Origin of the sequence: Dickeya zeae NCPPB 2538 (genome assembly GCF_000406165.1) — a bacterium.
Taxonomy (GTDB): domain Bacteria; phylum Pseudomonadota; class Gammaproteobacteria; order Enterobacterales; family Enterobacteriaceae; genus Dickeya; species Dickeya zeae.
Window position 1 is genome coordinate 2,205,480 of sequence record NZ_CM001977.1, and the last position, 26,556, is coordinate 2,232,035.

Below are 26,556 nucleotides of genomic sequence, written 5' to 3' on the forward strand. Positions count from 1 at the left end.
AAACGAAGATATGCCTGACCACTTTCGCATTTTCAGGTTACGGCATGCTGGCAATCCTATTGGGCAGACGTTCAACAATCTCCGGAGCGCACACTACCGACGCGCCCATAGAACACGCTATTTACCCTGAGACACAAGATATAACGCCAATCTTTACGTCAGTGTTTTCTACTACAATCCGAATGTCGGCAGATATAGAAAACCAGTGAAAGCACTATTCGTCCTTTTATTTATCAGTCACAGGCACATTATTCGTGGTTTTACGAAATGACGTGTTAATGAAACCCGCAACGGCGCATTGATACTTGATGACATCGCCTGACGACTATTTTTATTAACCACAATGCGTGCCAAGTGTATATTTTTGAATTCACTACTGGACAGAAACATTACGACGAATATACTGAATCCCCTAAAATCACCACTATTGATAATTTTGCGCAAATGAGCGTTTACGAATATTTGTTAAAGTTCAGAAAAGTGAATTCACCAGAAAGTCTTGAGAAATTATTTGATCACCTAAATTATTCTCTGACTGATGATCATGACATTATTAATATGTACCGTGCCGCTGATCATCGTCGGGCGGAATTAGCCGCGGGCGGAAAACTGTTTGATATTGGCCAGGTGCCGAAATCTGTCTGGCATTTTGTGGTCTGAGAAGTCCGCTAACCTCACAAACCTCACAGACTGCATGGATAACCCTTACCGCATGGTGGCGACCCGTGCCCAAACCACACGCGCTACCCGGCGGATTTCCGCGTCATTTTATATTTTCTTACTATTTATACCCAAATACTTCAGGCGGCTGGATATGTTGAACAGCGCAACAGGTTAGCCCTGTAGCACAAGGCTTATGGGTAGGATTAATAACGTCATCCCGCAGCTTAACGGATGAAGGGTAACACCTGCAGCTTATCTTTTTCCCTGCTTTACCCGTACGATTACTCAATAACCCCACAGAGGGTAAGTTGCCGAACGCCTGACAATACCCGATAATACGCCGGTTTTATTGTGTAGGCACTGTAATGAGCGAATATGTATTACTGTTTGTTGGCACGATTTTAGTCAACAACTTCGTACTGGTGAAATTCCTGGGGCTATGCCCATTCATGGGCGTGTCCAAAAAACTGGAAGCCGCTATTGGCATGGGGTTTGCCACCACATTTGTGATGACGATAGGGTCGGTATTTTCCTGGCTGGTCAACACCTATGTGCTGTTGCCGCTAAACCTGCTCTACCTGCGCACGCTGGCTTTCATCCTGGTGTTTGCCGTCGTGGTGCAATTCACCGAATTGGCGGTACGCAAAACCAGCCCGGCGCTCTACCGCTTACTGGGTATCTTTCTGCCGCTGATCACCACCAATTGCGCCGTCCTTGGGGTGGCATTGTTAAGCGTTAATCAGTCGCACAATTTCCTGCAATCCACCATTTATGGATTCAGTGCTGCCGTCGGCTTTTCACTGGTATTGGTGTTATTTGCCGCACTGCGTGAGCGCCTTGCGGTCGCCGATGTGCCAGCACCGTTTCGGGGCTCATCGATTGCACTGGTGACCGCTGGGCTCATGTCGCTAGCTTTTATGGGCTTTACCGGGTTGGTGAAATTGTGATGAACACTATCGGAATGGCCATTGTCGCCCTCAGCGCGCTGGCGATAGTGTCAGGGCTCATTCTGGGATTCGCTTCCCGACGCTTTCGCGTGGAAGCGGATCCGGTAGTCGAACATCTGGAAGCAATGCTGCCACAGAGTCAGTGTGGCCAGTGTGGCTATCCGGGGTGCAGACCTTATGCCGAAGCTATCGCCCTCAATGGCGAGCTCATCAACAAATGCGTGCCGGGCGGAGAGCCGCTGATGCTCAAACTGGCGGAGCGACTGAACATCGAACCACAACCGCTGGATGCCGATACACAGCAAAAACCAGAACCACTGGTCGCCTGGATAGATGAAGCGAACTGTATCGGTTGTACCAAATGTATTCAGGCCTGCCCGGTCGACGCCATTATCGGTTCCACGCGTGCCGTTCATACCGTCATCCGCGATCTGTGCACCGGTTGCAACCTGTGTGTGGCTCCCTGCCCGACGGATTGTATCGAATTAAGACCTTTAGCGCCGACAACCGCCAACTGGAAATGGAATCTCGACGCCATTCCGGTGCGTGTCATCCAGGCGGAAAACCGTGTGATTGAAAACCATGTTTAAGCTGTTCGCCGCCTTTAGAAAAGACAGAATCTGGGATTTCGCAGGCGGGATTCATCCTCCGGAAATGAAAACCCAATCCTGTCAGATACCGCTGCGTCAGGTTCCTATGCCTGACTATCTGATTATCCCGCTCAAGCAACATCTTGGCCCGGAAGGCGACCTGTGCGTCAACGTCGGTGACAAGGTACTCCGTGGGCAACCGTTGACGCGTGGCTTTGGCCGTATGCTGCCAGTGCATGCGCCGACCTCTGGCACCGTGCATGCTATCCGTCAGCATATGAGCAACCACCCCTCCGGGTTGACGGAACTGAGCATCATTATTATCCCAGATGGGTTAGACCGCTGGTGTGAACGTCGTACGCTGACTGACTATCGTCAGGCGACAGCGTCTGAGCTGGTGGAACATTTGCATCAGGCTGGTATCGCCGGGCTGGGTGGCGCAGGTTTCCCCACCGCCGCCAAGTTACAGGGCGGCCTGCGCGGCATCGAGACGCTGATCATCAATGCCGCTGAATGTGAGCCCTATATCACCGCTGACGACCGGCTGATGCAAGAGTGCGCGCAGGAAATTGCACAAGGGGTCGATATTCTTGACCACCTGTTACAACCGCAACGTATTCTATTGGGTATTGAAGACAACAAGCCGGAAGCCATCAGAGCGCTACGTGTTGCGCTGGTGGATTACCCGCGCATTCAAATGCGCGTCATTCCCACCAAATATCCGTCTGGCGGTGCCAAACAACTCACCCGAATTCTGACGGGCAAAGAAGTGCCATTCGGCAAGCATTCAGCGTCTATTGGCGTGCTGATGCAAAACGTCGGCACTGCCTATGCTATCAAACGCGCGGTTATTGATGGTGAACCGTTAACTGAGCGTGTCGTCACCCTCACCGGCGATGCCTTGCGCCAGCCGGGTAACGTTTGGGTACGGCTGGGAACACCGGTACGTCATTTGCTGCGTCATGCCGGTTATCACGTCACCACCACTCAACCCATGGTCATTATGGGCGGGCCGCTGATGGGGTTCACCCTGCCCGCACTGGACGTGCCAATCATCAAGACCAGCAACTGTATTCTGGCACCTGCCCGCGATGAAATTCAGGTGCAGGAAGAGGAGCAGGCTTGTATTCGTTGCAGCAAGTGCGCCGATGCCTGTCCGGCCGGGCTGCTACCGCAGCAACTCTACTGGTTTAGCCGGGGACAAGAGCACGAAAAAGCGCGCCAGCACCACCTGTTCGACTGTATCGAATGCGGTGCCTGCGCCTATGTTTGCCCCAGCAATATCCCGTTGGTGCAATATTACCGCCAGGAAAAAGCCGAGATTCAGGCGTTGGATCAGGAATCCCGCAAAGCCGCCGAAGCGAAAGCGCGCTTTGATGCACGTCAGGCCCGACTGGAGAGTGAAAAGCGCTCGCGTGAAGAACGACATAAACAGGCCGCTGCCAGTGTCGCCGCTACCGATAAAAGCGCCGTAATGGCCGCGCTGGAAAGAGTTCGAAACAAACAGGCCACCGCCGTAAAACCCGACATCCGCATTGAACCTGGGCAGTTGCCGGACAACAGTACCGTTATTGCCGCCCGCGAGGCGCGCAAAGTGCAGTTACGTGAACGGCAGGCGGAAAAAGCACTGGATACCACGCACGACAATACCCCAAAAGCTGCCGTAGCTGCCGCTATCGCGCGCGTGCAAGCCCGTCAGGCTGAGGCAATGCGCGTTACCACCGTTGATATTACAACCAGCGGTATCACAACCACTGATGCTGAAACAAGCGACGCAAACGACAAGCTCGACCCACGTAAAGCGGCAGTCGCGGCTGCCATTGCTCGGGTTAAAGCTCGTAAAGCGGCACACTCTGATCATACCGAAGACGCTGATAGCGCCGAATACGTGACAACGTCACAGGATATTTCACCATCTACGACAAGCGCATCCCCCGAAAGTCGTCTCACGGCTGCATCGGGCGACGTCCCCCAGATCGATAGCCTCGACCCGCGTAAAGCGGCCGTCGCCGCTGCCATTGCCCGGGTAAAAGCCCGTAAAACGGCACTATCTCATAGTACCGAACAGGCTGATAACACAGAGAACGTGACAACGTCACTTGAAGCATCCCCATTAGCGACAGTCACCGCCCCCGACAGTGATCTCATTGCTGCACCGGGCGACGCCACCCAGAACGACAGCCTCGACCCGCGCAAAGCCGCCGTCGCCGCCGCTATCGCCCGGGTTAAAGCACGTAAAGCCGCCGCATTGTCGGCATCGCAAGAGGATTAAATGGCTTTTAGAATCGCACCCTCACCGTTTACCCATAACCGCCAGTCCACCCGCGCGATTATGCGTTGGGTCCTGCTCGCCTGCGTGCCCGGCATCGTAGCGCAAGTCTGGTTTTTCGGGTACGGCAACCTGATTCAATTGGCACTGGCCAGCATCACCGCGCTTTTTACCGAATCGGTCATACTGGCATTGCGAAAACGCCCGGTGCTGGAAACGCTGCAGGACAGCTCCGCGCTGTTAACCGCAGTATTACTGGCCGTCAGCTTGCCGCCGTTTACCCCCTGGTGGATGGTGGTATTAGGAACAACCTTCGCGATTATTATCGCCAAGCAGTTGTATGGTGGACTGGGGCAAAACCCGTTTAACCCCGCGATGATCGGCTATGTGGTTCTGTTGATTTCCTTTCCGGTACAAATGACCAGTTGGCTACCGCCACAGGGATTGCAGGCATCCCCTGTCGGTTTTCAGGATGCGCTGATGGCTATATTTACCGGCCATGGCACAGCAGGCCAGACTATCCAGCAACTGCTCCAGGGGGTCGATGGTATTAGTCAGGCGACGCCGCTTGATGCCTTCAAAACTGGCTTGCGCAGCGGCCATCAACCCGACGTGTTGTTGCATCAGCCGTTATTCAGCGGCGTAGTGGGTGCCTTAGGCTGGCAATGGATTAATATGGCTTTTTTGGCCGGTGGCCTGTTTATGCTGTTGATACGGGTCATCCACTGGCAGATCCCGTTGAGCTTCCTGCTTGCGTTGTCCTTATGCGCGCTGGCCGGCTGGCATCTTCATCCGGAGATCAGCGCCCCGCCGCTGCTGCATCTGTTTTCCGGTGCCACGATGCTGGGCGCGTTCTTCATCGCGACCGATCCGGTAACGGCATCAACCACGCCCAAGGGTCGACTGATATTCGGTGCGCTGATCGGCATACTGGTATGGACCATTCGAACCTACGGTGGTTATCCCGATGGCGTAGCCTTCGCGGTATTACTGGCCAACATTACCGTGCCACTGATTGATTATTTCACCAAACCGCGCGCTTATGGCCATCGTTAAGGACGGATTATGTTGCTGACCACTATGCGTCGCCACGCGACTACACTGGCCTTGTTTGCCGCGTTCACCACCGGATTGACGGCGCTGGTCAATTATCTGACCGAGAACACCATTTCACAGCAGGTTATCGCGCAACAGCGTGCCCTGCTTGATCAGGTACTGCCTGCCAATCGGTATAACAACAATCTGCTTAGCGAATGTTATCTGGTGACTGACCCGGCGTTGGGCTCCACGTCACCACACCGCGTGTATATCGCGCGCCAAGACGGTACCCCCGTGGCTGCCGCACTGGAAAGTACCGCGCCAGACGGTTATTCCGGCGCAATCCACCTGCTGATTGGTGCGGACTTTCATGGTAACGTGCTGGGGACTCGTGTTACCGAACATCATGAGACCCCTGGGCTGGGGGATAAGATCGATATTCGTATTTCCAACTGGATAACGGGTTTTACCGGCCAGACGATAACGGGTCCACAAGACAGTCGCTGGGCGGTGAAAAAAGACGGCGGCCAGTTTGACCAATTTACCGGTGCCACCATTACCCCGCGCGCGGTGGTGAACGCAGTGAAACGCAGCGTATTGTTTTTGCAGACCTTGCCGCCGCGTTTATCCAGCCTGACGCCATGTGGAGAGAAATAATGAATCAGACGAAAGAACTGGCCTTACAGGGGTTGTGGAAAAACAACTCTGCGCTGGTACAACTGCTGGGGCTCTGCCCGCTGCTGGCTGTCACCTCAACGGCCACCAACGCACTCGGGCTTGGGCTGGCGACCACACTGGTGCTGACCTGCACCAACATAGCCGTTTCAGCGTTGCGCCGCTGGGTACCAAGTGAAATTCGTATTCCGATTTACGTCATGCTGATCGCCTCGGTGGTCACCATCGTGCAAATGCTGATCAATGCTTACGCCTATGGGTTGTATCAGTCGCTGGGCATTTTTATCCCGTTGATCGTGACCAACTGCATCGTGATTGGGCGGGCGGAAGCCTTCGCCTCCAAAAATACGGTGATACTGTCCGCGCTGGATGGGTTGTTCATGGGGCTCGGAGCCACCAGTGCGCTGTTTGTGCTGGGGGCGATACGAGAAATTCTTGGCAACGGTACCGTGTTTGATGGCGCTGACCTGCTGCTGGGCAGTTGGGCACGGGTACTGCGCGTTGAGGTGGTACACATGGATTCGCCGTTCCTGCTGATGATTCTGCCCCCTGGTGCGTTTATCGGGCTGGGAATGATGCTGGCCGGTAAGTACCTTATCGACGAGAAACGGAAACAGCGTCAGGCCCGTGCGGTACGCCCCACCGTCATCGGTTCATCACAGACGTTAGCGGAATAATATGAACAAAGAGAAACGGATTGCCATTCTTAGTCGCTTGCGGGACAACAATCCCCATCCGACTACCGAGCTAACATTCAACTCGCCGTTTGAGTTGCTCATTTCGGTACTGCTGTCCGCACAGGCAACCGATGTAAGCGTTAACAAGGCAACGGCAAAACTCTACCCGGTCGCGAATACGCCGCAGGCCATGCTGGACTTGGGCGTGGAAGGCGTGAAGGCGTATATCAAAACCATTGGGTTATTCAACAGCAAGGCGGAGAACATCATCAAAACCTGCCGTATTCTGCTGGAAAAACATCAAGGTCAGGTGCCGGAAGATCGTGCCGCACTGGAAGCCCTGCCGGGTGTGGGGCGCAAAACCGCCAATGTCGTATTGAATACCGCCTTTGGCTGGCCCACTATCGCAGTTGATACGCATATTTTTCGTGTCTGCAATCGTACCCATTTCGCACCGGGCAAAAACGTCGAACAAGTAGAAGAAAAATTACTGAAATACGTCCCGGCTGAATTTAAAGTCGACTGCCACCACTGGCTGATTCTCCACGGCCGTTATACCTGTATCGCCCGTAAACCACGTTGCGGCGCATGCCTGATAGAAGACCTGTGCGAATACAAAGAAAAAGTCGATATCTGACCGACAACAGCGCTTTCCTATCATGATAAGGGCAGGTTTTCACCTGCCCTTATGCTTGTCATACCATGTTGTGTCATACGTTATTGGTATCGCCACGGGTGGCAATCGAATGCACAATCGACGGTTTATTTTATCGGCAGCGTCACATCCTTGAACATGGCTTCGATTTCTTCATTGGAGCGCAGCGAAATCGCGGTATCGACCACATCCCGCGTCAGGTGCGGTGCAAAACGATGAATAAAATCGTACATGTAGCTACGCAGGAACGTGCTGCGACGAAACCCGATTTTTGTCGTACTATAGCTAAACAGGTTATCGGCGTTGATCGCCACCAGATCCGGATCACTGTCCGGTGTGACTGCCATGTTGGCGATAACACCAACGCCCAGCCCCAGACGGACATAGGTTTTAATCACATCGGCATCGGTGGCGGTAAACACAATGCGCGGCGTCAGCCCGGCCCGATTGAACGCGGTATCCAGTTCTGAACGACCGGTAAAACCAAAGGTATAGGTAACAATCGGGTAAGCGGCCAGCTCCTCAATGCTGATCTGGGATTTTCCCGCCAACGGATGATCGGGTTTCACAACCACCGCACGGTTCCAGTGATAGCACGGCAGCATGATCAGGTCTTCATACAAATGCAGCGCTTCAGTGGCTATGGCGAAATCCGCCGTACCTTTCGCCACCGCCTCAGCAATTTGCATGGGCGAACCCTGGTGCATGTGCAGCGATACGCGTGGATAACGCTCGATAAATCCTTTAATCACATCAGGCAGAGCATAACGCGCCTGAGTATGAGTCGTTGCCACATACAGCGACCCCTTATCCGGATAGGTATGCTCACCCGCAACGGCCTTGATAGCATCGACCTTGGACAGGACTTCTCGGGCAATACGAATGATTTCCTGTCCGGCGGGTGTCACTTGCGTTAAATGTTTTCCGCTGCGTGCAAAAATCTGAATACCCAGTTCATCTTCCAGCATCCGAACTTGTTTACTGATCCCCGGCTGCGAGGTATACAACCCCTCGGCCGTGGAGGAAACGTTCAGATTGTGATTAACAACTTCAACGATATAACGAAGCTGTTGCAGTTTCATAAGTTATCCCATTCCGTAATATGTCATGCGCGGCGGCATCTGTGTTATTGACGTTATCTGCGTTGACAAGGTGGTGACAGCTCAATGCAACGGTGTAGATTCCCGCCATGTAATAAATGCCATTTAATCATAAAAAAATATTTTTATAACCATTTCCCATATTGGTTAGACAGTACTGGCACTGGAAAACGGATTTTTATTTCCTTTTTTGTTATCGGCTGCCTGCGGATGATATTCATGGTTCATGGATCAAAAAAGCCAGCCTGTGCAGGCTGGCTTAAGCTAATGTAACCGTAACCACTGGGAAAAAATGCGGTTTTAGTCAATTTATCGGCACAATTAACGGCTGGCCTCTGCCCATTTGCCGTCAACATAGAACGCAGACCATCCCGTTGCCTTTCCTTCTTTTTCAGAAGAGACATACTGTTGTTTGGTCTTACGGCTAAACCGCACCAGCGTTTTATTGCCTTCAGGGTCGGTTACCGGCGCATCAGCCAGATAACGCAGTTTTTCCGGCAGGCGATCACGGAAGCGCACCAGCTCTTCCACCAACGGCGCACGGGTTTCCCGTGATTTCGGGAACGTATTGGCCGCCAGGAACACACCGGCAGCACCGTCGCGCAATACAAAATACGCGTCGGACTTTTCACACGCCAGTTCCGGCAGTGGTACCGGGTCTTCCTTCGGCGGTGCCACTTCACCATTACGCAGAATTTTACGGGTATTACCACAGGTTTCGTTGGTACAGGCCATGTACTTGCCGAAACGCCCCATCTTCAGGTGCATTTCCGAACCGCACTTCTCACACTCAACGACCGGGCCATCATACCCTTTCAGCCGGAACTCGCCGTGTTCAATCTCATAGCCATCGCAGGATGGGTTGTTACCGCACACATGCAGCTTACGCTGATTGTCGATGAGGTAACTGTCCATCGCCGTACCGCATTTCGAACAACGGCGACGAGCACGCAGCGCATTGGTCTCAGCCTCATCACCTTCCAGCACATTCAGTACTTCTGCTTCCGGGATCAAGTTAATGGTGGTTTTGCAGCGCTCTTTCGGCGGCAACGCATAACCCGAGCACCCCAGAAACACCCCGGTACTGGCGGTTCGAATGCCCATCTGACGACTACAGGTCGGGCAATCAATGCTGGTGAGCACCATCTGGTTCGGCTTCATCCCGCCTTCATCCGGCTCCAGCTCGGCGGTTTCCAGTTGCTTGCTGAATTCAGCAAAGAATTCATCTAGCACGGCTTTCCATTCAGCCTGGCTGTTGGCAACCAGATCAAGGCTGTTCTCCATGCGTGCGGTGAAATCATAATTCATCAACTCGCGGAAGTTATCTTCCAGCCGGTCGGTGACGATTTCCCCCATTTTCTCCGCATAGAAACGACGATTTTCTACCCGGACATAACCACGATCCTGAATCGTAGAAATGATAGCCGCATAGGTAGAAGGCCGGCCGATACCGCGCTTTTCCAGTTCCTTAACCAGAGAAGCCTCGCTGTAACGTGCCGGTGGCTTGGTAAAATGCTGACTTGGCAACAATTTTTCCAACGACAACGCTTGTCCTACTTCAACAACTGGCAATGTCCGGTCTTCATCGCTCTTGCGTAATGCCGGCATCACTTTCGTCCAGCCATCAAAACGCAGGGTACGCCCTTTGGCGCGCAGTTGATAATCCCCGGCACTGACCAACAGTGTTGTGGAATCATACTGAGCAGGTGTCATCTGACACGCCACGAACTGCCGCCAAATCAGTTGGTACAGCTTTTGTGCATCGGCTTCCATGTCTTTAAGCTGGTCAGCCAGCACCTTGACATCAGAAGGACGGATCGCTTCGTGCGCTTCCTGTGAATTTTCCTTGCTGGTGTACAGGTTAGCGGCATCCGGCAGATAGCGTTTACCAAACTCGCTTTGAATATAATCACGCGCCATCGTCAGCGCATCCTGACTCAAGTTCGTGGAATCGGTACGCATGTAAGTGATGTGACCGGCTTCATACAGTCGCTGCGCCATCATCATGGTTTTTTTCACGCCAAAACCCAGACGGGTGCTAGCGGCTTGTTGCAGCGTAGAGGTAATAAAGGGAGCGCCCGGTTTGCTGCTGGTCGGTTTGTCTTCCCGCTCGGCGACCACATAGCTGGCTTTTTCCAGCAGGCTGAGCGCCGCCTGTGTCTGTGCCTGATTTACCGGACGGAAAGGTTTACCCTGGTGATGCGTTACCTGCATCTGCAATGCCGTTTCGGCATTGGCCAGCAAATCGGCGTGCAACTCCCAGTATTCTTCCGGTACAAACGCTTTGATTTCACGCTCGCGTTCCACTACCAGACGCACCGCCACTGACTGCACTCGTCCGGCAGACAATCCGCGGGCAATTTTCTTCCACAACAGCGGCGACACCATGTACCCCACCACACGATCCATAAAACGGCGTGCTTGTTGGGCATTAACACGGTTGATATTCAGTTCGCCCGGTTTTTCGAACGCCTGACGAATGGCATTCTTGGTGATTTCGTTAAACACCACACGGCTAAAACGCTTGTCATCACCACCGATAATTTCCCGCAGGTGCCACGCAATGGCTTCCCCTTCGCGGTCAAGGTCGGTTGCGAGGTAGATGTGGTCGGCATTCTGTGCCAGCGTTTTTAACTCTGAGACCACTTTTTCCTTACCGGGCAGGATCTCATAATGGGCTTGCCAGCCATGGTACGGATCAACGCCCATGCGATTAACCAGTGCGGTTTTTTCATCTTTTTTGACCGCTTTCTTGGCCTTCTCGCCACTTTTGGCTTTCTCGGCGGCGCCTTCAGCGCCTTTCTTGCTCGCGGAACCCGAACCGCTGGTCGGCAAGTCACGGACATGGCCTACGCTGGACTTCACCACGTAGTCATTGCCAAGGTACTTATTAATCGTTTTGGCCTTTGCCGGGGACTCGACGATAACGAGAGCTTTACCCATAATATATTGTTACCTACTGAATTCTTTGAAAAAAGAAAAAATTTTCTCAGTTATTCGCTCTGGCTTTCCAGCCGGCGTAGCCTGAACCATCACGGTTGCGGGAAAATCGTTTTTTTAACGTGGCGACGGTGCGCCGCACGCATTCACTGCGCCGCAACCCTATGATCAATCAGGATTATTCTTTACTGCATCACACTCATCGGCAACCGGTTTCATCCCGGCGTAACGCAATTTTTCCGCCTGACGATGCAAAATCCCACACTCTACCTGATAAATAGCACCACGCAACCTAATTAGCATGTAAAACCTGTTTTCGCCAATCATTACTCTTGTGTTTATCGGCAAAGTAGTGAATAAAAATCAGTCAATTTGCGCTAAATCCCACTCAGACGCTACAATAGCGCCAGAAAAACTAGGGTTACTTGCAGGAGAGAAAGACCATGCCTGGTTTTATGCACATAAATGAAGAAAAAACACCGATTAGCCGTGAAGCCCTGTTACAGGAAGCCAATGCGCTGATTCAGAATCACGACGATTACCTGCATGGCATGATCGCTAATGCGGTAGAACAAAAAAATGGCGTACTGGTGTTTCGCGGCGAGTACTTTCTCGATAACGATGGGCTCCCGACGAACAAAACCACAGCAGTGTTCAATATGTTCAAACATCTGGCGCACGTCTTATCAGAAAAATATCAACTTATTGATTAATACCAACCTTACACCGGGACCACACCGCCCGGTGCTTCTTTGGTGTTGCGACTCTTCGGTGTTTTTAGTCTCCCCGGTTCACGTACCCTGTGGCATTCACCAATATTCTCCTTTGTGCATTCGCGGTTATCCGCCGTCAGCCAAGCTATGCCCCTCTGTTTTAGGCCACAACAATGGAGAATGGCAACGCTACCATTAACAACGCCTAAATAATTTAAAAATAAATATAATAGACTTAATTAAAAAAGATATTATTTAAAGAAAATCCTTTTAAAAAAAAAGCAGAAAACATTTCACAACAAATATTGCAATTTATTTACAGAACAAAAATCATTACTTATACTCTCGAACGATGCCTTACCGGCATCCATTAAAAATCATTTATGGAGAGTGTTATGAAAAAGCAATTTGGATTGCCTTTGTTATTGTCACTCGCAGCAGTTTTTAGTCATGGCAGTTATTCTCAAACCCTTAATAATACCGATGAGGCAGGCCTGCCGATTGAATCAGGTCTGACAACGTTCCAGCCATTGGAAAGCAGCGGCCCGCTTTCTGTAGCCAGAGATACCCCCCGTTCATCATCATCTTCTGGTCCCTTGCGAGCTCCGGCCCCTGCGCTATCACGCGTGGCAGTCTACGCCGTAGGTTCGTCTAACTGTGGTTGGGAACCCATGACCTCTCTGGGGCAATTTTCAACCACCTGTGACCACGGTGGCTCACAACTTAGGGTAGCAGTACAGGAAATTGGTTACGGCAGTAATCCGGTAGCCTGGATGAATAGCAATTTATTGCCACGCAGCGCCAATTATCAAACCGATACTATTTGTAATGTCGGGGGGCAATACACCTTCCCTTGTCCGGCCGGTTATACCGTTGTAGGCTGGATGCGTTATTATAATCTGGATGGAAATGAAAGTGGTCAATTCCAATTCCAGGACACATCAACGAATGCGCCAAGAAATACGTTATCCACACAGATAACTATTCGATAATTCGGCACATGAACGGCCCCATGGGCCGTTCATTCATCGAGGTCATCTATTTTTATTTTGAACAACACCCATGGACTATAAAATAAAATTACCTGCCATCAGGAAAATAAAATAATTAATAGATGAATGAACGATTAAAAATCGCCACACAATATTTATACCGAAACCAGAATATGAAGAACAGGCAGGAACCCACCCATCCGGCACACCACAATACACTGATGGTATTGATACAAAGGCAATACACGGACAGGCAGGTCAAACAGCTGACTTACAGCTGAGGATGATTTCCTCGCTGCCACCAACGCAGCATCAGACGTTCCAGCGCATCGCTGGTACTGCCGGTTAACCGATCCAACAGACGCTTGCGGCGGGTATAGCGTACCGCCAATACTTCGTGGTTTTCCATTTCAGCAATCAGTAGGTCGTCACTGGTGCCAATAGCATCCACCAGCCCCATGTCCTTCGCCTGTGTACCAAACCAGTGCTCACCGGTTGCGACCGATTCAATATCCAACGACGGGCGCATCTCGCTGACAAACTGTTTAAATAGCAGATGCGTTTCATTTAATTCCTGACGGAATTTTTCCCGCCCTTCATCCGTGTTTTCACCAAACAGTGTCAGTGTGCGTTTGTACTGGCCTGCCGTATGCAATTCCACATCAATATCTTTATTCTTCAATAACCGATTGAAGTTCGGGATTTGTGCCACCACGCCAATCGACCCGACAATAGCGAACGGCGCCGCCACGATACGATCCGCCACGCATGCCATCATATAGCCGCCGCTGGCCGCCACTTTATCCACGGCTACGGTCAGGCGAATACCACGCTGCCGGATACGCTGTAGTTGGGACGCAGCCAGCCCGTAGCCATGCACCACACCGCCAGGGCTTTCCAGGCGTAGCAACACTTCATCTTCCGGTCGTGCCACCGCCAGCACCGCCGACACTTCTTCTCGCAGCGAGCTGACTTCGCCCGCGTCCATACTGCCGTTAAAATCGAGCACATATAAGCACGGGCGAGCGGATTTCTCCTCGCCACGTTTGGCGCGCTTCTTTTCCTGTTTGGCGGTTTCCTTATCTTCTTTTTTTGTTTTTTCTCCAGCAGGTTACGCTCGGTGTCGCTCATAGCGGCAGAGCGCATCTCCTGCCGCATCTCACGGTATTGTTCGCCCAGATTAATCACCTGCAGTTCGCCTTTACGATGGCGTTTACGCTGTGTCATACCGACTGTCAGCACCACCAATGCGCCGATCGCGACGACAAGGGTGACGACTTTTGCCAGGAATAAACCATACTGAGAAAGTAATTCCACAAATACCGCCTTCATTGACCAATGTGATATATGACGTTGATTCTCAAACAACCATTACGGTTTACAGCGCGGGGCGCCGAGCTTCTAACCTAACGTATGACAAGCGTGATGGCGATGATCTTTATATATAAATTGAACTTTCCGCTGCTTTTTGCTGCGCAGTCTGTGAGAAAGCCGGACCTTCTGATTGAAAACACCTATTGTTTCAGGCATAAAAAAACCATGATGGCTTTTTAGAAACACCACATCATCCACGAATGATGGCAGCCAGAGGACACTGTTTTGCATTACCAACCGAAAAAAGACTTGTTGCAACACCGTATTATTCTGGTCACGGGTGCCGGTGATGGCATTGGGCGCGAGGCCGCGCTGACCTATGCACGTCATGGTGCAAGCATGGTGTTGCTGGGACGTACCGAGAGTAAATTGCGGGACGTGGAACAACAAATCCTGCAAGAGTGCGGGACCCACAGTTATCTGATCCCCTGCGATATGCTGACCGCCAGCCACCATGACTTTATGCAGATAGCCGGGCAGCTTGGTCAGGCGCTACCGCGGCTCGATGGCGTGCTGCACAATGCCGGTCTGCTGGGTGACATTGTGCCGATGGCGGAACAATCCGCTACCGTCTGGCACCAGGTCATGCAGGTTAACGTTAACGCGACTTTTATGCTGACACAGGCGTTATTGCCGTTGCTGCTGAAATCCGCCACTCCCTCGCTTATTTTCACCAGTTCCAGTGTGGGTCGTCAGGGGCGTGCTAACTGGGGGGCTTATTCGGTCTCCAAATTTGCGACTGAAGGCATGATGCAGGTGCTGGCCGAGGAGTATCGCAACCGCAACCTGCGGGTCAACTGCATCAATCCTGGTGGTACTCGTACCCCGATGCGCGCTGCCGCATTCCCCAATGAAGATCCGAACAAGCTCAAAACGCCAGCGGATATTATGCCGCTGTATTTGTACCTAATGGGGGATGATAGTCGCCGTAAGACCGGCATGAGCTTTGACGCACAACCCGACCGCAAACCCGGCCCTGCCGAATGATGCAACACACGATGGAACAAAGGGTATCCGCTTATGAGTGATGATCGTCACCAGCAACGTCAGCAGCGACTAAAAGAAAAAGTCGACGCCCGCATCGCCGCCGCTACTGATGTCCGTGGCATTCTGATGGTATTCACCGGTAACGGTAAAGGAAAAACCACGGCGGCCTTCGGCACGGTAACCCGGGCCGTCGGACACGGACTGAAAGCTGGCGTCATCCAGTTCATTAAAGGTGAATGGCCGAACGGCGAAAAGAATCTGCTACAGCAGCATGGGGTGGAGTTTCAGGTGATGGCGACCGGCTTTACCTGGGATACACAAAACCGCCAGACAGACACCGAAGCCGCCCAGCGTGTGTGGCAGCATGGCCTGCGTATGCTGGCCGATGACTCGCTCGATCTGGTGGTGCTCGATGAACTGACCTATATGTTGAGCTACGATTACCTGCCGCTGAACGATGTCATGACCGCACTACAGCAGAGGCCAGCGCATCAGAGCGTAATCATTACCGGCAGGGGTTGTCATCGCGACTTGCTGGAAATGGCGGATACCGTAACGGAAATGCGGCCGGTGAAACATGCCTTTGACGCCGGGATTCAAGCCCAGCAAGGGATTGACTGGTAGATATCAGGAAAGAACAACAGCAAAGAGGCTGCGCCAGTCGGCACAGCCTCAGACAAACCAATCAACCGTTGCGCTTCGGCGCACTGCGACGGTTGCCCGTAGGACGACTCGCCGCGCCAGTCTGCCCATGGCGTTTCACCGCACGGCGTATCTGGTTAGCCTTCACCCGACGGCGCTCGCGCTCCACTGGCAGTTTACTGACCGTCTCTGGCGTCAGTTGCACCAGCTCACGCAGGTAGTTAACGTCAGCCAGCGGCATCTCCGTCCAGCCACCACGGGGTAACCCTTTCGGTAACTGAATATCGCCATAACGCACACGGATCAGACGACTCACCTGCACGCCCACCGCTTCCCACAAACGACGTACTTCGCGGTTACGGCCTTCCGTTAAGGTGACGTTGTACCATTGATTCAGCCCTTCGCCACCTTGGTAGCGAATCGCACGGAATGCCGCCGGGCCATCTTCCAGTTGAACGCCTTTACTCAATTGACGAATTTTATCATCACCCACTTCGCCAAAGACGCGTACGGCATACTCACGCTCGACTTCACGGCTGGGGTGCATCAAACGGTTAGCCAGCTCACCATCCGTTGTAAACAGCAGCAGGCCAGAGGTATTCACGTCAAGACGCCCTACTGCCACCCAACGGTATCCCTGAATGCGCGGCAGACGATCAAACACCGTCGGTCGGCCTTCCGGGTCGCTGCGGGTACAGAGTTCCCCTTCCGGCTTGTAATACATTAATACACGGCAGACAGCTTCTTCAGTTTCACGAACTGACACCACATGTCCGTCGATACGAATTTTGGTCGCCCGGGTAACCTCAACGCGATCCCCCAACGTGGCAATCTTGCCGTCAACGCTAATGCGCCCGGCTTCAATCATACTTTCAATTTCGCGGCGTGAACCGTGCCCTGCACGCGCCAGCACTTTCTGTAGCTTTTCGCTCATTGAGCAACCTCTGATGTCGCCTTCACAGGCGTCGGGGGGAATGTCATTGATGACCAGAAATGCGTTAACTCATTAAAAATAAAGAGTTAACGCAGAATAGTGTGATTATACCTTGATTCAACCCATTTGTATGCCAAATGTTAGCGGCAATAGGCCTGATACCCGCGCCTGACCGTAGGTTTATTGCCAGGATAACGTATTACAGGAGACCGATTACAAAAACGGCGTCACATCCCCCGTGCCTTCGCGTACCACCACCGGTACATCTTCGGTCAGATCAATAACCGTGGTGGGCTGTTGCCCCAAAAAACCGCCGTGAATAATCAAATCTACCCGTTTACCCAGTTGTTCCTGAATTTCTTCCGGATCAGATTCGGCAAAATCGTTACCCGGCAGCATCAGCGTGGTTGACATTAACGGCTCATTCAGCACCGACAGCAAGTCCAACGCAATCGGGTTAGACGGCACACGCATACCAATGGTTTTGCGCTTATCGTTCATCAGGCGACGTGGTACTTCTTTGGTTGCCTTGAGAATAAACGTGTAATTACCCGGCGTATTATTTTTGATCAGGCGAAACGCAGCATTATCCACATACGCATAGGAGGACAACTCTGACAGGTCGCGGCACATCAGCGTGAAGTTATGGTTCTGGTCCAGCTCGCGAATACGGCAAATACGTTCCATCGCTGCTTTGTCTTCCAGCATACACCCCAGTGCATACCCTGAATCGGTGGGATAAACGATAACACCGCTTTTACGCAGGATTTCCACCGTCTGGTTAATCAGACGCGGTTGCGGGTTCTGCGGATGAATATAGAAAAACTGACTCATGCTACATCCTCTGTCTTCTGAATACGCGCCACTCTCAGGCCAACTACTTACAACGGGAGTGACACGCTACAAAAAGCTGTATGAATAGCGAGCGGGGTAAAGGCGAAACCGGTATACCAGCACCATCACGATGACCGGGTAACAGCAACGAGTAAATGAAATGAACCTATCCCGCGTCGTACCGTCGTGACTTAGCCCGCTAAAGCCGGGTGTTGCCAGACTGGCTCCACGCCCGCAGGCAACCACAATTTTCGCCCCAACTCTATCCAGGCACAGGGTTGATGAAAGTCCGACCCCTGTGACCCCAGCAAATGATAGTCCTGCGCATAACGCGCCAGTTGTGAACGCTCGTCCGGTGCCTGCTGACATTGGGCGATTTCCATCGCCTCCCCACCACAATCGGCAACATGCCCGATCAGGCGTTTGAGCCATTTGGTGGTCAGGTCATAACGGCCAGGATGCGCCAGCACCGCCACTCCACCCGACTGACGGATAGCGTCCACGGCTTGTTGTATTGTACACCACTGTGGCGGTACATAGCCGGTTTTCCCTTTCGCCAGATATTTTTTAAACACCTGGGCGACGGTGTCGGCTTTTCCCAGCTCGACCAGATAGCGCGCAAAATGCCCACGGGTGATCATGCCGCCCTCCGCCAGCCGCGATGCGCCAGCCAGCGCATCGGGGATCAGCGCCTTTTCCAGCCGATAGGCTATTTGTTCCGCCCGTTGCTGACGGTACTGCACTTGCTGTTGCAGCAACGAGGTCAGCGCCGGATGGTCACAATCCATTCCCAGTCCGACAATATGAATTTCGTGGTTTTCCCAGACAGTGGAAATCTCAACACCAGCAATCAACCGCAGCGGTAATGCCTGCTGCACAATGGCCGCTCGCGCCTGCGCTACTGCTGCCGTGGTGTCGTGATCGGTAATTGCCAACACGCTGACGCGCATACTCACCGCTCGCTGCACCAACTCAGCAGGCGTCAGTAATCCGTCAGACGCCGTGGTATGGCTGTGCAAGTCATACAGGGGAAATGCAGGTGATGCGGGTAACTCATCTGGCACGTCGGGTATCTCGCTGTTTCAGGAAATTTCAGGCGGCATGATGCCATCAACCTGACCAAAAAGGAAAAAAGATCGGTCCGTGCTGCCTGATCTCACCATCCTGTCGTCAGCCACCAGACATTTCCCCGAAAAAATCCGGTTAAATGTTATTGACTTCCTTTCTGCGTTCCAGTTAACTAGTACACAAGTTCAAACGTAGCGATAAGCGAGGATATGGCGATGACGGTAACAACCCTGCCCTTGAAAAATAATGCTGGTTGGTGGCGCTTCTCCCTGTTGCGGGTGAAGTGATAACGCATAGCCATTTTCCGACATGCCTATCCTGAAACCCGCTGGTAGCGGGTTTTTTTATGGACAAAATACGAGTAAACATCATGCACACACCACAACCTGAACTAGAGCTGTTGCGCGTCGACGCCGAATACCGTAACGATCCCAGCGCCACGTTCCACCAATTATGCGGCGCACGTCCGGCAACGCTGTTGCTGGAGTCAGCGGAGATCGATAGCAAGCAGAATCTGCAGAGCTTGCTGATTGTCGACAGTGCATTACGCATTACCGCCCTCGGTTCGCAGGTATCCATTCAGGCATTAACAGCTAACGGTGCCTCGCTGTTACCGTTGCTGGACAAGGCATTACCGAGCGATGTCACGGTCGATGTGCGTCCAAATGGCCGTGAACTGACCTTCCCTGGCATCGACGGTCTGTTAGATGAAGATGCACGCCTGCGCTCGCTGTCGGTATTTGATGCGCTGCGCCAGATGCTGACACTGGTGACCTGCCCGCCGGACGAACGCGAAGCGATGTTCTTCGGTGGCCTGTTCGCCTACGACCTGGTGGCCGGCTTCGAAAGCCTGCCGCCACTCAGCCAGCAACAACGCTGCCCGGATTACTGTTTTTACCTGGCCGAAACACTGCTGATTGTGGATCACCAAAAACGGGTCACCCATTTGCAAGCCAGCCTGTTTACACCTGACGCCACCGAGCGTCTGCGTCTGCAACAACGTTTGGAGCAGTTACAACACCAGTTACGTCAGCCTGCTCCAGCATTGCCGTACCAGACGGTAGACACCATGACACTGAGCTGCAATCAGAGCGATGAAGACTATGGTGCCGTCGTCAGCCAAATGCAGCAGGCAATCCGTATCGGTGAGATCTTTCAGGTCGTCCCATCCCGTCGCTTCTCGCTGCCATGCCCGTCACCGTTGGCCGCCTACCAGACGCTGAAAGACAACAATCCGAGTCCTTACATGTTTTACATGCAAGATCAGGATTTCACCCTGTTCGGTGCCTCGCCGGAAAGCTCGCTCAAATATGACGCCATCAGCCGCCAGATTGAGATCTACCCTATTGCAGGCACTCGACCTCGTGGACGTCGCGCCGACGGCTCGCTGGACCGGGATCTGGACAGCCGTATCGAACTGGAAATGCGCACCGACCATAAAGAACTGGCCGAGCACCTGATGCTGGTGGACCTGGCTCGCAACGATTTGGCGCGGATCTGCGAACCCGGCAGCCGCTATGTCGCTGACCTGACCAAAGTAGACCGCTACTCATTCGTTATGCATCTGGTCTCTCGGGTGGTTGGCACGCTGCGTCACGATCTGGATGTCCTGCACGCCTACCGCGCTTGTATGAACATGGGGACGCTCAGCGGCGCGCCTAAAGTCCGGGCGATGCAGTTGATCGCGGAAAGTGAGAAAACACGCCGCGGCAGCTACGGCGGTGCGGTAGGTTACTTCACCGCACGTGGCGACCTCGATACCTGCATCGTCATCCGTTCCGCCTATGTAGAAGATGGCATCGCTACCGTGCAGGCTGGTGCTGGCGTCGTGCTGGATTCCCAGCCACAAGCCGAAGCCGACGAAACCCGTAACAAAGCCCGCGCGGTTCTGCGCGCGATTGCCAGCGCGCATCATGCCCGGGAGGTGTTCTGATGGCCGATATCCTGCTACTCGATAACATTGATTCTTTTACCTATAACCTGGTCGACCAACTGCGTGCCAGCGGCCACAACGTGGTGGTGTATCGTAACCAATTGCCTGCTGACGTGATCATCGAGCGCCTGCAGCACATGGAAAAACCGGTGTTGATGCTCTCTCCCGGGCCAGGTACCCCCTCTGAAGCCGGGTGCATGCCGGTGTTGCTGCAACGCTTGCGCGGCCAACTGCCGATTATCGGGATTTGTCTGGGACATCAGGCCATCGTCGAAGCCTATGGCGGTCATGTCGGTCAGGCCGGTGAAATCCTGCACGGTAAAGCCTCCAGCGTTGAACACGATGGTCAGGCCATGTTCATCGGATTACCCAGCCCGTTGCCAGTAGCACGCTATCACTCGCTGGTGGGAAGCAACATCCCGGCTGAACTGGTGATTAACGCCAGTTTCAACGGCATGGTGATGGCAGTGCGCCACGATGCACACCGTGTCTGCGGTTTCCAGTTCCACCCGGAATCGATACTAACGACTCATGGTGCGCGTTTGCTGAATCAGACGCTGGACTGGGCTTTGGCTTGAATGGAAGGAGACACACGAATGCAACAGATTCTTGAGAAATTGTACCGTGCCGACATTCTGAGTCAGGCGGAAAGTCAGCAACTGTTTGCCGCTATTATTCAGGGCGAGCTGGAGCCGACACAGTTGGCGGCAGCACTCATCAGCATGAAAGTGCGCGGTGAACACCCCGATGAAATCGCGGGTGCCGCGACGGCGTTGCTGGCTGATGCCAAACCGTTCCCGCGTCCAGACTACCTGTTTGCTGATATTGTCGGCACCGGCGGTGATGGCTCCAACAGCATCAACATTTCTACCGCCAGTGCTTTTGTCGCGGCCGCCTGTGGGGTAAAAGTCGCCAAACACGGCAACCGTAGCGTTTCCAGCCGTTCAGGATCGTCTGATTTATTGTCGGCCTTCGGCATCAAACTCGATATGTCGGCAGAGTTATCCCGTCAGGCATTGGATGATCTGGGCGTATGTTTTCTGTTTGCGCCGCAATACCACACCGGTTTTCGTCACGCGATGCCAGTGCGCCAACAGTTAAAAACCCGCACCCTGTTCAACGTGTTAGGGCCGCTGATTAACCCGGCACGTCCGCCGCTGGCGCTGATTGGCGTCTACCGGCCCGAGCTGGTCGCGCCGATTGCCGAAACGCTGAAAGTACTGGGGTATCAGCGTGCCGCGGTGGTACACGGCGGTGGAATGGATGAAGTCGCCATTCATGCCCCAACGCACGTGGCGGAACTGCGTGACGGGCAGGTAACCACCTACCAGTTAACCCCCCATGATTTCGGTCTGGACTCCTTCTCGCTGGACGATTTGCTGGGCGGCTCACCGGAAGAAAACCGTGATATTCTGGCCCGATTGCTCCAGGGTAAAGGGCAACCCGCGCACGATGCCGCCGTCGCGGCTAATGTGGCGCTCTTGTTAAAACTGTTCGGACAGGAAGATCTGCGGCAGAATGCCCAGCAAGCACTGGACGTGATTCATAGCGGTCAGGCTTACCAGCGTGTGTTGGAACTGGCAACCAGAGGATGATGATGAACATGCAGGAAACCGTATTAACCAAAATCGTGCGCGACAAGGCGCTGTGGGTAACCGAGCGCAAACAACGACAGCCGCTCGACAGCTTTCAGTCGCAGGTCACGCCCAGTTCACGCCATTTCTATCAGTCGCTGAAAAAGGCCAGCCCGGCATTCATTCTGGAATGTAAAAAAGCCTCCCCCTCCAAGGGGTTGATACGGGCTGATTTTGACCCGGCGGCTATCGCGCGGGTCTATCAGGATTACGCCTCCGCCATTTCCGTGTTGACTGACGAGAAGTACTTTCAAGGTGACTTTGCTTTTCTGACCCAGGTGAGCGCCGTGGTTGCCCAACCGGTTCTGTGCAAAGATTTTATTATCGACCCGTATCAGATTTACCTGGCCCGTTACTATCAGGCAGATGCCATCCTGCTGATGCTCTCAGTGTTGGATGATGACCAGTATCGTCAGTTGGCACAGGTGGCACACAGTCTGGATATGGGCATTCTGACTGAAGTTAGCAACGAAGCCGAACTGGCGCGCGCCATCGCGCTGGAGGCCCGCGTTGTCGGCATTAATAACCGCGATTTGCGCGACCTCTCCATCGATTTGAACCGTACCCGCACACTGGCACCACAGTTACCGGCCAGCGTCACGGTCATCAGCGAATCCGGTATCAGCCGCTATGCCCATATTCAGGAATTAAGTCAGTATGCCAATGGCTTTCTGATCGGCAGTTCGCTGATGGAGGAAGACGACCTGTCCATGGCGGTGCGTCGGGTTATTTTGGGCGAAAACAAGGTCTGTGGACTGACTCGACCTGAAGATGCCGCCGCCGCGTTCCAGGCCGGTGCGGTATATGGCGGGCTGATTTTTGTTGCCAGCTCACCGCGTTACGTGACAACGTCACAAGCACGTACCGTCATGGCTGGCGCCCCGTTGCGCTATGTCGGGGTATTCCATAATGCGCCACTGGCTGAAATCGTGGAAGCGGCATCATCGCTTCAACTGGCAGCAGTTCAATTACATGGCCATGAAGACGACGCCACCGTTGCTGCACTGAGGGAACAACTGCCTGCAACCTGCCAGATATGGAAAGCCCAACCGGTCGGCGATACGCTGCCCCCTCTGGCACTGCCACAGGTTGATCGGATACTGCTCGACAACGGTCAGGGCGGCAGTGGTCAATCGTTCAACTGGTCGTTGCTGCAAGGACAATCGTTACAGCAGGTATTGCTGGCCGGTGGCCTCAACCCGGACAACATCGCACAAGCGGCCAAATTCGGCGCGGCAGGACTGGATGTTAACTCCGGCGTAGAATCGCAACCCGGCATCAAAGATTCACAAAAAATTGCAGCGGTATTTCAAACGCTGCGTGCGGCGCAATCCCGTCGCACCTCTCATGCATAAAGAAGGTACAGGCTGATTATGACATTACTTAACCCTTATTTTGGCGAATTTGGTGGTCAGTATGTACCACAGATTCTGATGCCGGCCCTGCGTCAGTTGGAAGAGGCGTTTGTTAGCGCACAGCGTGATCCCGCGTTTCAGTCTGAGTTTAGCGATTTACTGAAGAATTATGCCGGTCGCCCGACCGCGCTGACGCGGTGTAAAAACCTGACGGCAGGCACCCGCACCACTCTCTACCTGAAACGTGAAGACCTGCTGCACGGCGGTGCCCACAAGACCAATCAGGTATTGGGTCAGGCGTTGCTGGCAAAACGGATGGGTAAAACAGAAATTATCGCTGAAACCGGTGCGGGCCAACATGGTGTCGCCACGGCACTGGCGTGTGCGTTGTTAGGATTGAAATGCCGGGTTTACATGGGTGCCAAGGATGTAGAACGTCAGTCGCCAAATGTATTTCGTATGCGCTTGATGGGCGCAGAAGTCATCCCGGTGCACAGCGGTTCTGCCACGCTGAAAGATGCGTGTAACGAGGCGCTGCGTGACTGGTCTGGTAGTTATGAAACGGCGCATTATCTGCTGGGTACTGCCGCCGGCCCCCATCCTTACCCCACCATTGTGCGGGAATTTCAGCGCATGATCGGGGAAGAAACGAAAGCCCAGGTGAAAGAAAAAGAAGGTCGCCTGCCGGATGCCGTGCTGGCTTGCGTCGGCGGTGGCTCTAATGCGATTGGTATGTTCGCCGATTTCATCGACGAGCCTTCTGTGCGCCTGATCGGTGTAGAACCGGCGGGACTCGGGATCGATACCGGGCACCACGGCGCACCACTGAAACATGGTCGCACCGGTATTTACTTCGGGATGAAATCACCGATGATGCAGACGGATGACGGCCAGATTGAAGAGTCATACTCGATTTCAGCCGGTCTGGACTTCCCTTCAGTCGGTCCGCAGCATGCGTACCTAAACAGTATCGGGCGAGCGGAGTATGTGTCGGTAACCGACGACGAAGCGCTGAGTGCCTTTCGCGAGCTGTCTCGTCATGAGGGTATCATCCCGGCGCTGGAGTCATCCCATGCGTTGGCACATGCACTGAAAATGATCAACGATGAGCCGGAAAAAGAACAAATCCTGGTGGTGAATCTGTCCGGGCGCGGCGATAAAGACATTTTTACGGTTCACGACATTCTGAAATCCCGGGGAGAAATCTGATGGAACGCTACCACGCTTTGTTTAAACGGTTATCTGAAAAGCAGGAAGGGGCGTTCGTACCGTTTGTCACTCTGGGTGACCCCACCCCAGCCTTGTCGCTACAGATTATCGACACGCTGGTTGCCGCCGGAGCCGATGCACTGGAGTTGGGTATCCCGTTCTCCGATCCGCTGGCAGATGGCCCAACCATTCAGAATGCCACGCTGCGTGCCTTCGCCGCAGGCGTAACCCCGGCACAGTGTTTTGAAATGCTGGCCACTATCCGTCAGAAATACCCTGACCTGCCGATTGGGTTGCTGATGTACGCCAATCTGGTTTTCAGCAATGGTGTTGATGCCTTTTATCAGCGTTGCGCAGAAACTGGCGTTGACTCTGTGCTGGTCGCCGATGTACCGGTGGAAGAGTCAGCCCCGTTTCGTACTGCAGCCATGAAGCAGGGTGTTGCGCCTATCTTTATCTGTCCGCCGAATGCCGATGACGAGTTACTGCGTGAAATCGCTTCCTTTGGCCGCGGTTACACCTACCTGCTCTCTCGGGCTGGGGTAACCGGTGCAGAAACACGTGCTCAGCTACCATTACATCATTTACTGGAAAAATTGCAGGAATACCATGCAGCGCCACCGTTACTCGGTTTCGGTATTTCTGAACCGGCTCAGGTGCAGCAGGCGTTAACATCTGGCGCAGCCGGTGCGATTTCTGGTTCAGCGATTGTCAAAATCATTGAGCAGCACCATGAGCAACCGGATACGATGCTGGCAAAACTGAGCGAATTTGTCAGCACGATGAAAGCGGCCACCCGCACTCGCTGATTTATCTCCCTCTCCCTTTGTTTTGACGCCATAGCTGTTGACCGGCTATGGCGTTTTTCTTGTCAACCACTCCAGATCTTATCCGCGACGATACTGACCCCTGCCTTGCCCGGTATCCTGTCGTTTAGTGATGTCGCGCCCTACCACTCCATTCACCCTCACTCACAAGCAGGGTTAACGTCACAAAATGATAAATATGCTCACAAATATGAATTTATTAAGAAGAAAATAAATTGTTAAAATTTATAAATAAAAATAAAAGTCAATACAAATAAATCCTTAAAAGCCATTTATATGTAACAAATAAAATAAAAATGAAATAATTTAATTCCATTTTATTGAAACATGGTTTTATTTCTATAGGCATAGATTTCCTGCTATGTAAATAGACGAACATCACACAATGAAATGGCTTTTCATTTTTTTCAATTTGATGTTCCCGATCACACATTTGTAAGCAGAGATAAATAAAAATCGACATCGTGCTGCGCCACATCGGCGACACACCACTTATAAGA

Annotated in this window: 22 protein-coding genes, 2 pseudogenes and 1 other annotated feature; of the genes and pseudogenes, 17 read left to right on the forward strand and 7 right to left on the reverse strand. The window is 53.0% G+C overall.

Annotation, left to right across the window (positions count from 1 at the left end; genetic code table 11):
* Positions 1–444: 444 nt before the first annotated feature.
* The 8 genes from ydgT to nth all read left to right on the forward strand — a co-directional run bounded on the left by ydgT (position 445) and on the right by nth (position 7,496).
* Positions 445–660, forward strand: a complete 216-nt coding sequence (ydgT, locus tag DZE2538_RS09570; protein WP_023639716.1) for a transcription modulator YdgT — start codon at positions 445–447, stop codon at positions 658–660.
* A gap of 368 nt (positions 661–1,028) precedes the next feature.
* A complete protein-coding gene (rsxA, locus tag DZE2538_RS09575; RefSeq protein ID WP_012884771.1) occupies positions 1,029–1,610 on the forward strand; it encodes an electron transport complex subunit RsxA in 582 nt (193 codons plus the stop codon).
* Positions 1,610–2,200, forward strand: a complete 591-nt coding sequence (rsxB, locus tag DZE2538_RS09580; protein WP_038916210.1) for an electron transport complex subunit RsxB — start codon at positions 1,610–1,612, stop codon at positions 2,198–2,200. Before rsxA ends, rsxB begins: the two co-directional genes overlap by 1 nt.
* On the forward strand, positions 2,193–4,472 hold the full coding sequence (gene rsxC, locus DZE2538_RS09585; protein ID WP_038916211.1) for an electron transport complex subunit RsxC: 2,280 nt from the start codon (positions 2,193–2,195) through the stop codon (positions 4,470–4,472). The genes rsxB and rsxC overlap by 8 nt, the downstream gene beginning before the upstream one ends.
* Positions 4,473–5,525: an electron transport complex subunit RsxD gene (gene rsxD / locus DZE2538_RS09590; RefSeq protein ID WP_038916212.1), complete on the forward strand. Its 1,053-nt coding sequence runs from the start codon at positions 4,473–4,475 to the stop codon at positions 5,523–5,525.
* Between the two features lie 12 nt (positions 5,526–5,537).
* Positions 5,538–6,164: an electron transport complex subunit RsxG gene (gene rsxG / locus DZE2538_RS09595; RefSeq protein ID WP_038917159.1), complete on the forward strand. Its 627-nt coding sequence runs from the start codon at positions 5,538–5,540 to the stop codon at positions 6,162–6,164.
* On the forward strand, positions 6,164–6,859 hold the full coding sequence (locus DZE2538_RS09600) for an electron transport complex subunit E (RefSeq protein ID WP_023639720.1): 696 nt from the start codon (positions 6,164–6,166) through the stop codon (positions 6,857–6,859). The genes rsxG and DZE2538_RS09600 overlap by 1 nt, the downstream gene beginning before the upstream one ends.
* A 1-nt stretch (position 6,860) precedes the next feature.
* The gene (gene nth / locus DZE2538_RS09605; RefSeq protein ID WP_023639721.1) at positions 6,861–7,496 is read left to right on the forward strand and encodes an endonuclease III; all 636 of its coding nucleotides are present in this window, start codon (positions 6,861–6,863) and stop codon (positions 7,494–7,496) included.
* Between the two features lie 125 nt (positions 7,497–7,621).
* On the opposite strand, the gene cysB is transcribed toward nth, so the two are convergent.
* The 3 genes from cysB to DZE2538_RS21370 all read right to left on the reverse strand — a co-directional run bounded on the left by cysB (position 7,622) and on the right by DZE2538_RS21370 (position 11,857).
* Entirely contained in the window at positions 7,622–8,596 is a 975-nt protein-coding gene (gene cysB / locus DZE2538_RS09610; RefSeq protein ID WP_023639722.1) for an HTH-type transcriptional regulator CysB, read from the reverse strand.
* A 339-nt stretch (positions 8,597–8,935) separates the two neighbouring features.
* Positions 8,936–11,557: a type I DNA topoisomerase gene (topA, locus tag DZE2538_RS09615; RefSeq protein ID WP_023639723.1), complete on the reverse strand. Its 2,622-nt coding sequence runs from the start codon at positions 11,555–11,557 to the stop codon at positions 8,936–8,938.
* Positions 11,558–11,722: 165 nt separating this feature from the next.
* Positions 11,723–11,857: a hypothetical protein gene (locus DZE2538_RS21370; protein WP_264086608.1), complete on the reverse strand. Its 135-nt coding sequence runs from the start codon at positions 11,855–11,857 to the stop codon at positions 11,723–11,725.
* 140 nt (positions 11,858–11,997) lie between these two features.
* Between DZE2538_RS21370 and DZE2538_RS09620 the strand changes: the two genes are divergently transcribed.
* Entirely contained in the window at positions 11,998–12,267 is a 270-nt protein-coding gene (locus tag DZE2538_RS09620) for a YciN family protein (RefSeq protein WP_023639724.1), read from the forward strand.
* 395 nt (positions 12,268–12,662) lie between these two features.
* Entirely contained in the window at positions 12,663–13,259 is a 597-nt protein-coding gene (locus DZE2538_RS20350; protein WP_019845080.1) for a YolA family protein, read from the forward strand.
* 271 nt (positions 13,260–13,530) lie between these two features.
* On the opposite strand, the pseudogene sohB reads toward DZE2538_RS20350, so the two are convergent.
* Positions 13,531–14,576: pseudogene (gene sohB / locus DZE2538_RS09625) on the reverse strand (protease SohB).
* 282 nt (positions 14,577–14,858) lie between these two features.
* On the opposite strand from sohB, the gene DZE2538_RS09630 reads away from it, so the two are divergent.
* Positions 14,859–15,620, forward strand: coding sequence for a YciK family oxidoreductase (locus DZE2538_RS09630; protein ID WP_038913984.1), 762 nt, complete (start codon positions 14,859–14,861; stop codon positions 15,618–15,620).
* Between the two features lie 33 nt (positions 15,621–15,653).
* On the forward strand, positions 15,654–16,244 hold the full coding sequence (gene cobO / locus DZE2538_RS09635; protein WP_038916213.1) for a cob(I)yrinic acid a,c-diamide adenosyltransferase: 591 nt from the start codon (positions 15,654–15,656) through the stop codon (positions 16,242–16,244).
* A gap of 61 nt (positions 16,245–16,305) precedes the next feature.
* Here cobO and rluB read toward each other — a convergent pair whose 3' ends face one another.
* The 3 genes from rluB to rnm all read right to left on the reverse strand — a co-directional run bounded on the left by rluB (position 16,306) and on the right by rnm (position 19,094).
* Complete coding sequence (gene rluB / locus DZE2538_RS09640) at positions 16,306–17,196, reverse strand: 23S rRNA pseudouridine(2605) synthase RluB (RefSeq protein WP_038916215.1); 891 nt, start codon at positions 17,194–17,196, stop codon at positions 16,306–16,308.
* Between the two features lie 213 nt (positions 17,197–17,409).
* On the reverse strand, positions 17,410–18,030 hold the full coding sequence (locus DZE2538_RS09645; protein WP_012884787.1) for an L-threonylcarbamoyladenylate synthase: 621 nt from the start codon (positions 18,028–18,030) through the stop codon (positions 17,410–17,412).
* 191 nt (positions 18,031–18,221) lie between these two features.
* A complete protein-coding gene (gene rnm, locus DZE2538_RS09650; RefSeq protein ID WP_038916216.1) occupies positions 18,222–19,094 on the reverse strand; it encodes an RNase RNM in 873 nt (290 codons plus the stop codon).
* A 252-nt stretch (positions 19,095–19,346) separates the two neighbouring features.
* Positions 19,347–19,446 (forward strand) — a sequence feature (Trp leader region).
* 22 nt (positions 19,447–19,468) lie between these two features.
* On the opposite strand from rnm, the gene DZE2538_RS09655 reads away from it, so the two are divergent.
* From DZE2538_RS09655 to trpA, 5 genes and pseudogenes are all read left to right on the forward strand, one after another.
* Positions 19,469–21,031 (forward strand): anthranilate synthase component 1, encoded by a 1,563-nt coding sequence (locus DZE2538_RS09655; protein WP_023639731.1) that lies wholly within the window; start codon positions 19,469–19,471, stop codon positions 21,029–21,031.
* Positions 21,031–22,626: pseudogene (trpD, locus tag DZE2538_RS21235) on the forward strand (bifunctional anthranilate synthase glutamate amidotransferase component TrpG/anthranilate phosphoribosyltransferase TrpD). The gene DZE2538_RS09655 and the pseudogene trpD overlap by 1 nt, the downstream one beginning before the upstream one ends.
* 8 nt (positions 22,627–22,634) lie before the next feature.
* Positions 22,635–24,020 carry a bifunctional indole-3-glycerol-phosphate synthase TrpC/phosphoribosylanthranilate isomerase TrpF gene (trpCF, locus tag DZE2538_RS09670; protein ID WP_038917160.1) on the forward strand — a complete coding sequence of 462 codons (1,386 nt, stop codon included), beginning with the start codon at positions 22,635–22,637 and terminating at the stop codon, positions 24,018–24,020.
* 15 nt (positions 24,021–24,035) lie between these two features.
* Positions 24,036–25,229 (forward strand): tryptophan synthase subunit beta, encoded by a 1,194-nt coding sequence (gene trpB, locus DZE2538_RS09675; RefSeq protein ID WP_201765548.1) that lies wholly within the window; start codon positions 24,036–24,038, stop codon positions 25,227–25,229.
* Positions 25,229–26,038: a tryptophan synthase subunit alpha gene (trpA, locus tag DZE2538_RS09680; RefSeq protein WP_023639736.1), complete on the forward strand. Its 810-nt coding sequence runs from the start codon at positions 25,229–25,231 to the stop codon at positions 26,036–26,038. The genes trpB and trpA overlap by 1 nt, the downstream gene beginning before the upstream one ends.
* Positions 26,039–26,556: the final 518 nt, after the last annotated feature.

Excerpts from the sequence above, each read along its gene's own strand:
- ydgT (WP_023639716.1), top strand. The coding sequence starts at position 445 with ATGAGCGTTTACGAATATTTGTTAAAGTTCAGAAAAGTGAATTCACCA.
- rsxA (WP_012884771.1), top strand. The coding sequence starts at position 1,029 with ATGAGCGAATATGTATTACTGTTTGTTGGCACGATTTTAGTCAACAAC.
- rsxB (WP_038916210.1), top strand. The coding sequence starts at position 1,610 with ATGAACACTATCGGAATGGCCATTGTCGCCCTCAGCGCGCTGGCGATA.
- rsxC (WP_038916211.1), top strand. The coding sequence starts at position 2,193 with ATGTTTAAGCTGTTCGCCGCCTTTAGAAAAGACAGAATCTGGGATTTC.
- rsxD (WP_038916212.1), top strand. The coding sequence starts at position 4,473 with ATGGCTTTTAGAATCGCACCCTCACCGTTTACCCATAACCGCCAGTCC.
- DZE2538_RS09600 (WP_023639720.1), top strand. The coding sequence starts at position 6,164 with ATGAATCAGACGAAAGAACTGGCCTTACAGGGGTTGTGGAAAAACAAC.
- nth (WP_023639721.1), top strand. The coding sequence starts at position 6,861 with ATGAACAAAGAGAAACGGATTGCCATTCTTAGTCGCTTGCGGGACAAC.
- cysB (WP_023639722.1), bottom strand. The coding sequence starts at position 8,596 with ATGAAACTGCAACAGCTTCGTTATATCGTTGAAGTTGTTAATCACAAT.
- topA (WP_023639723.1), bottom strand. The coding sequence starts at position 11,557 with ATGGGTAAAGCTCTCGTTATCGTCGAGTCCCCGGCAAAGGCCAAAACG.
- DZE2538_RS21370 (WP_264086608.1), bottom strand. The coding sequence starts at position 11,857 with ATGCTAATTAGGTTGCGTGGTGCTATTTATCAGGTAGAGTGTGGGATT.
- DZE2538_RS09620 (WP_023639724.1), top strand. The coding sequence starts at position 11,998 with ATGCCTGGTTTTATGCACATAAATGAAGAAAAAACACCGATTAGCCGT.
- DZE2538_RS20350 (WP_019845080.1), top strand. The coding sequence starts at position 12,663 with ATGAAAAAGCAATTTGGATTGCCTTTGTTATTGTCACTCGCAGCAGTT.
- cobO (WP_038916213.1), top strand. The coding sequence starts at position 15,654 with ATGAGTGATGATCGTCACCAGCAACGTCAGCAGCGACTAAAAGAAAAA.
- rluB (WP_038916215.1), bottom strand. The coding sequence starts at position 17,196 with ATGAGCGAAAAGCTACAGAAAGTGCTGGCGCGTGCAGGGCACGGTTCA.
- DZE2538_RS09645 (WP_012884787.1), bottom strand. The coding sequence starts at position 18,030 with ATGAGTCAGTTTTTCTATATTCATCCGCAGAACCCGCAACCGCGTCTG.
- DZE2538_RS09655 (WP_023639731.1), top strand. The coding sequence starts at position 19,469 with ATGCACACACCACAACCTGAACTAGAGCTGTTGCGCGTCGACGCCGAA.
- trpCF (WP_038917160.1), top strand. The coding sequence starts at position 22,635 with ATGCAGGAAACCGTATTAACCAAAATCGTGCGCGACAAGGCGCTGTGG.
- trpA (WP_023639736.1), top strand. The coding sequence starts at position 25,229 with ATGGAACGCTACCACGCTTTGTTTAAACGGTTATCTGAAAAGCAGGAA.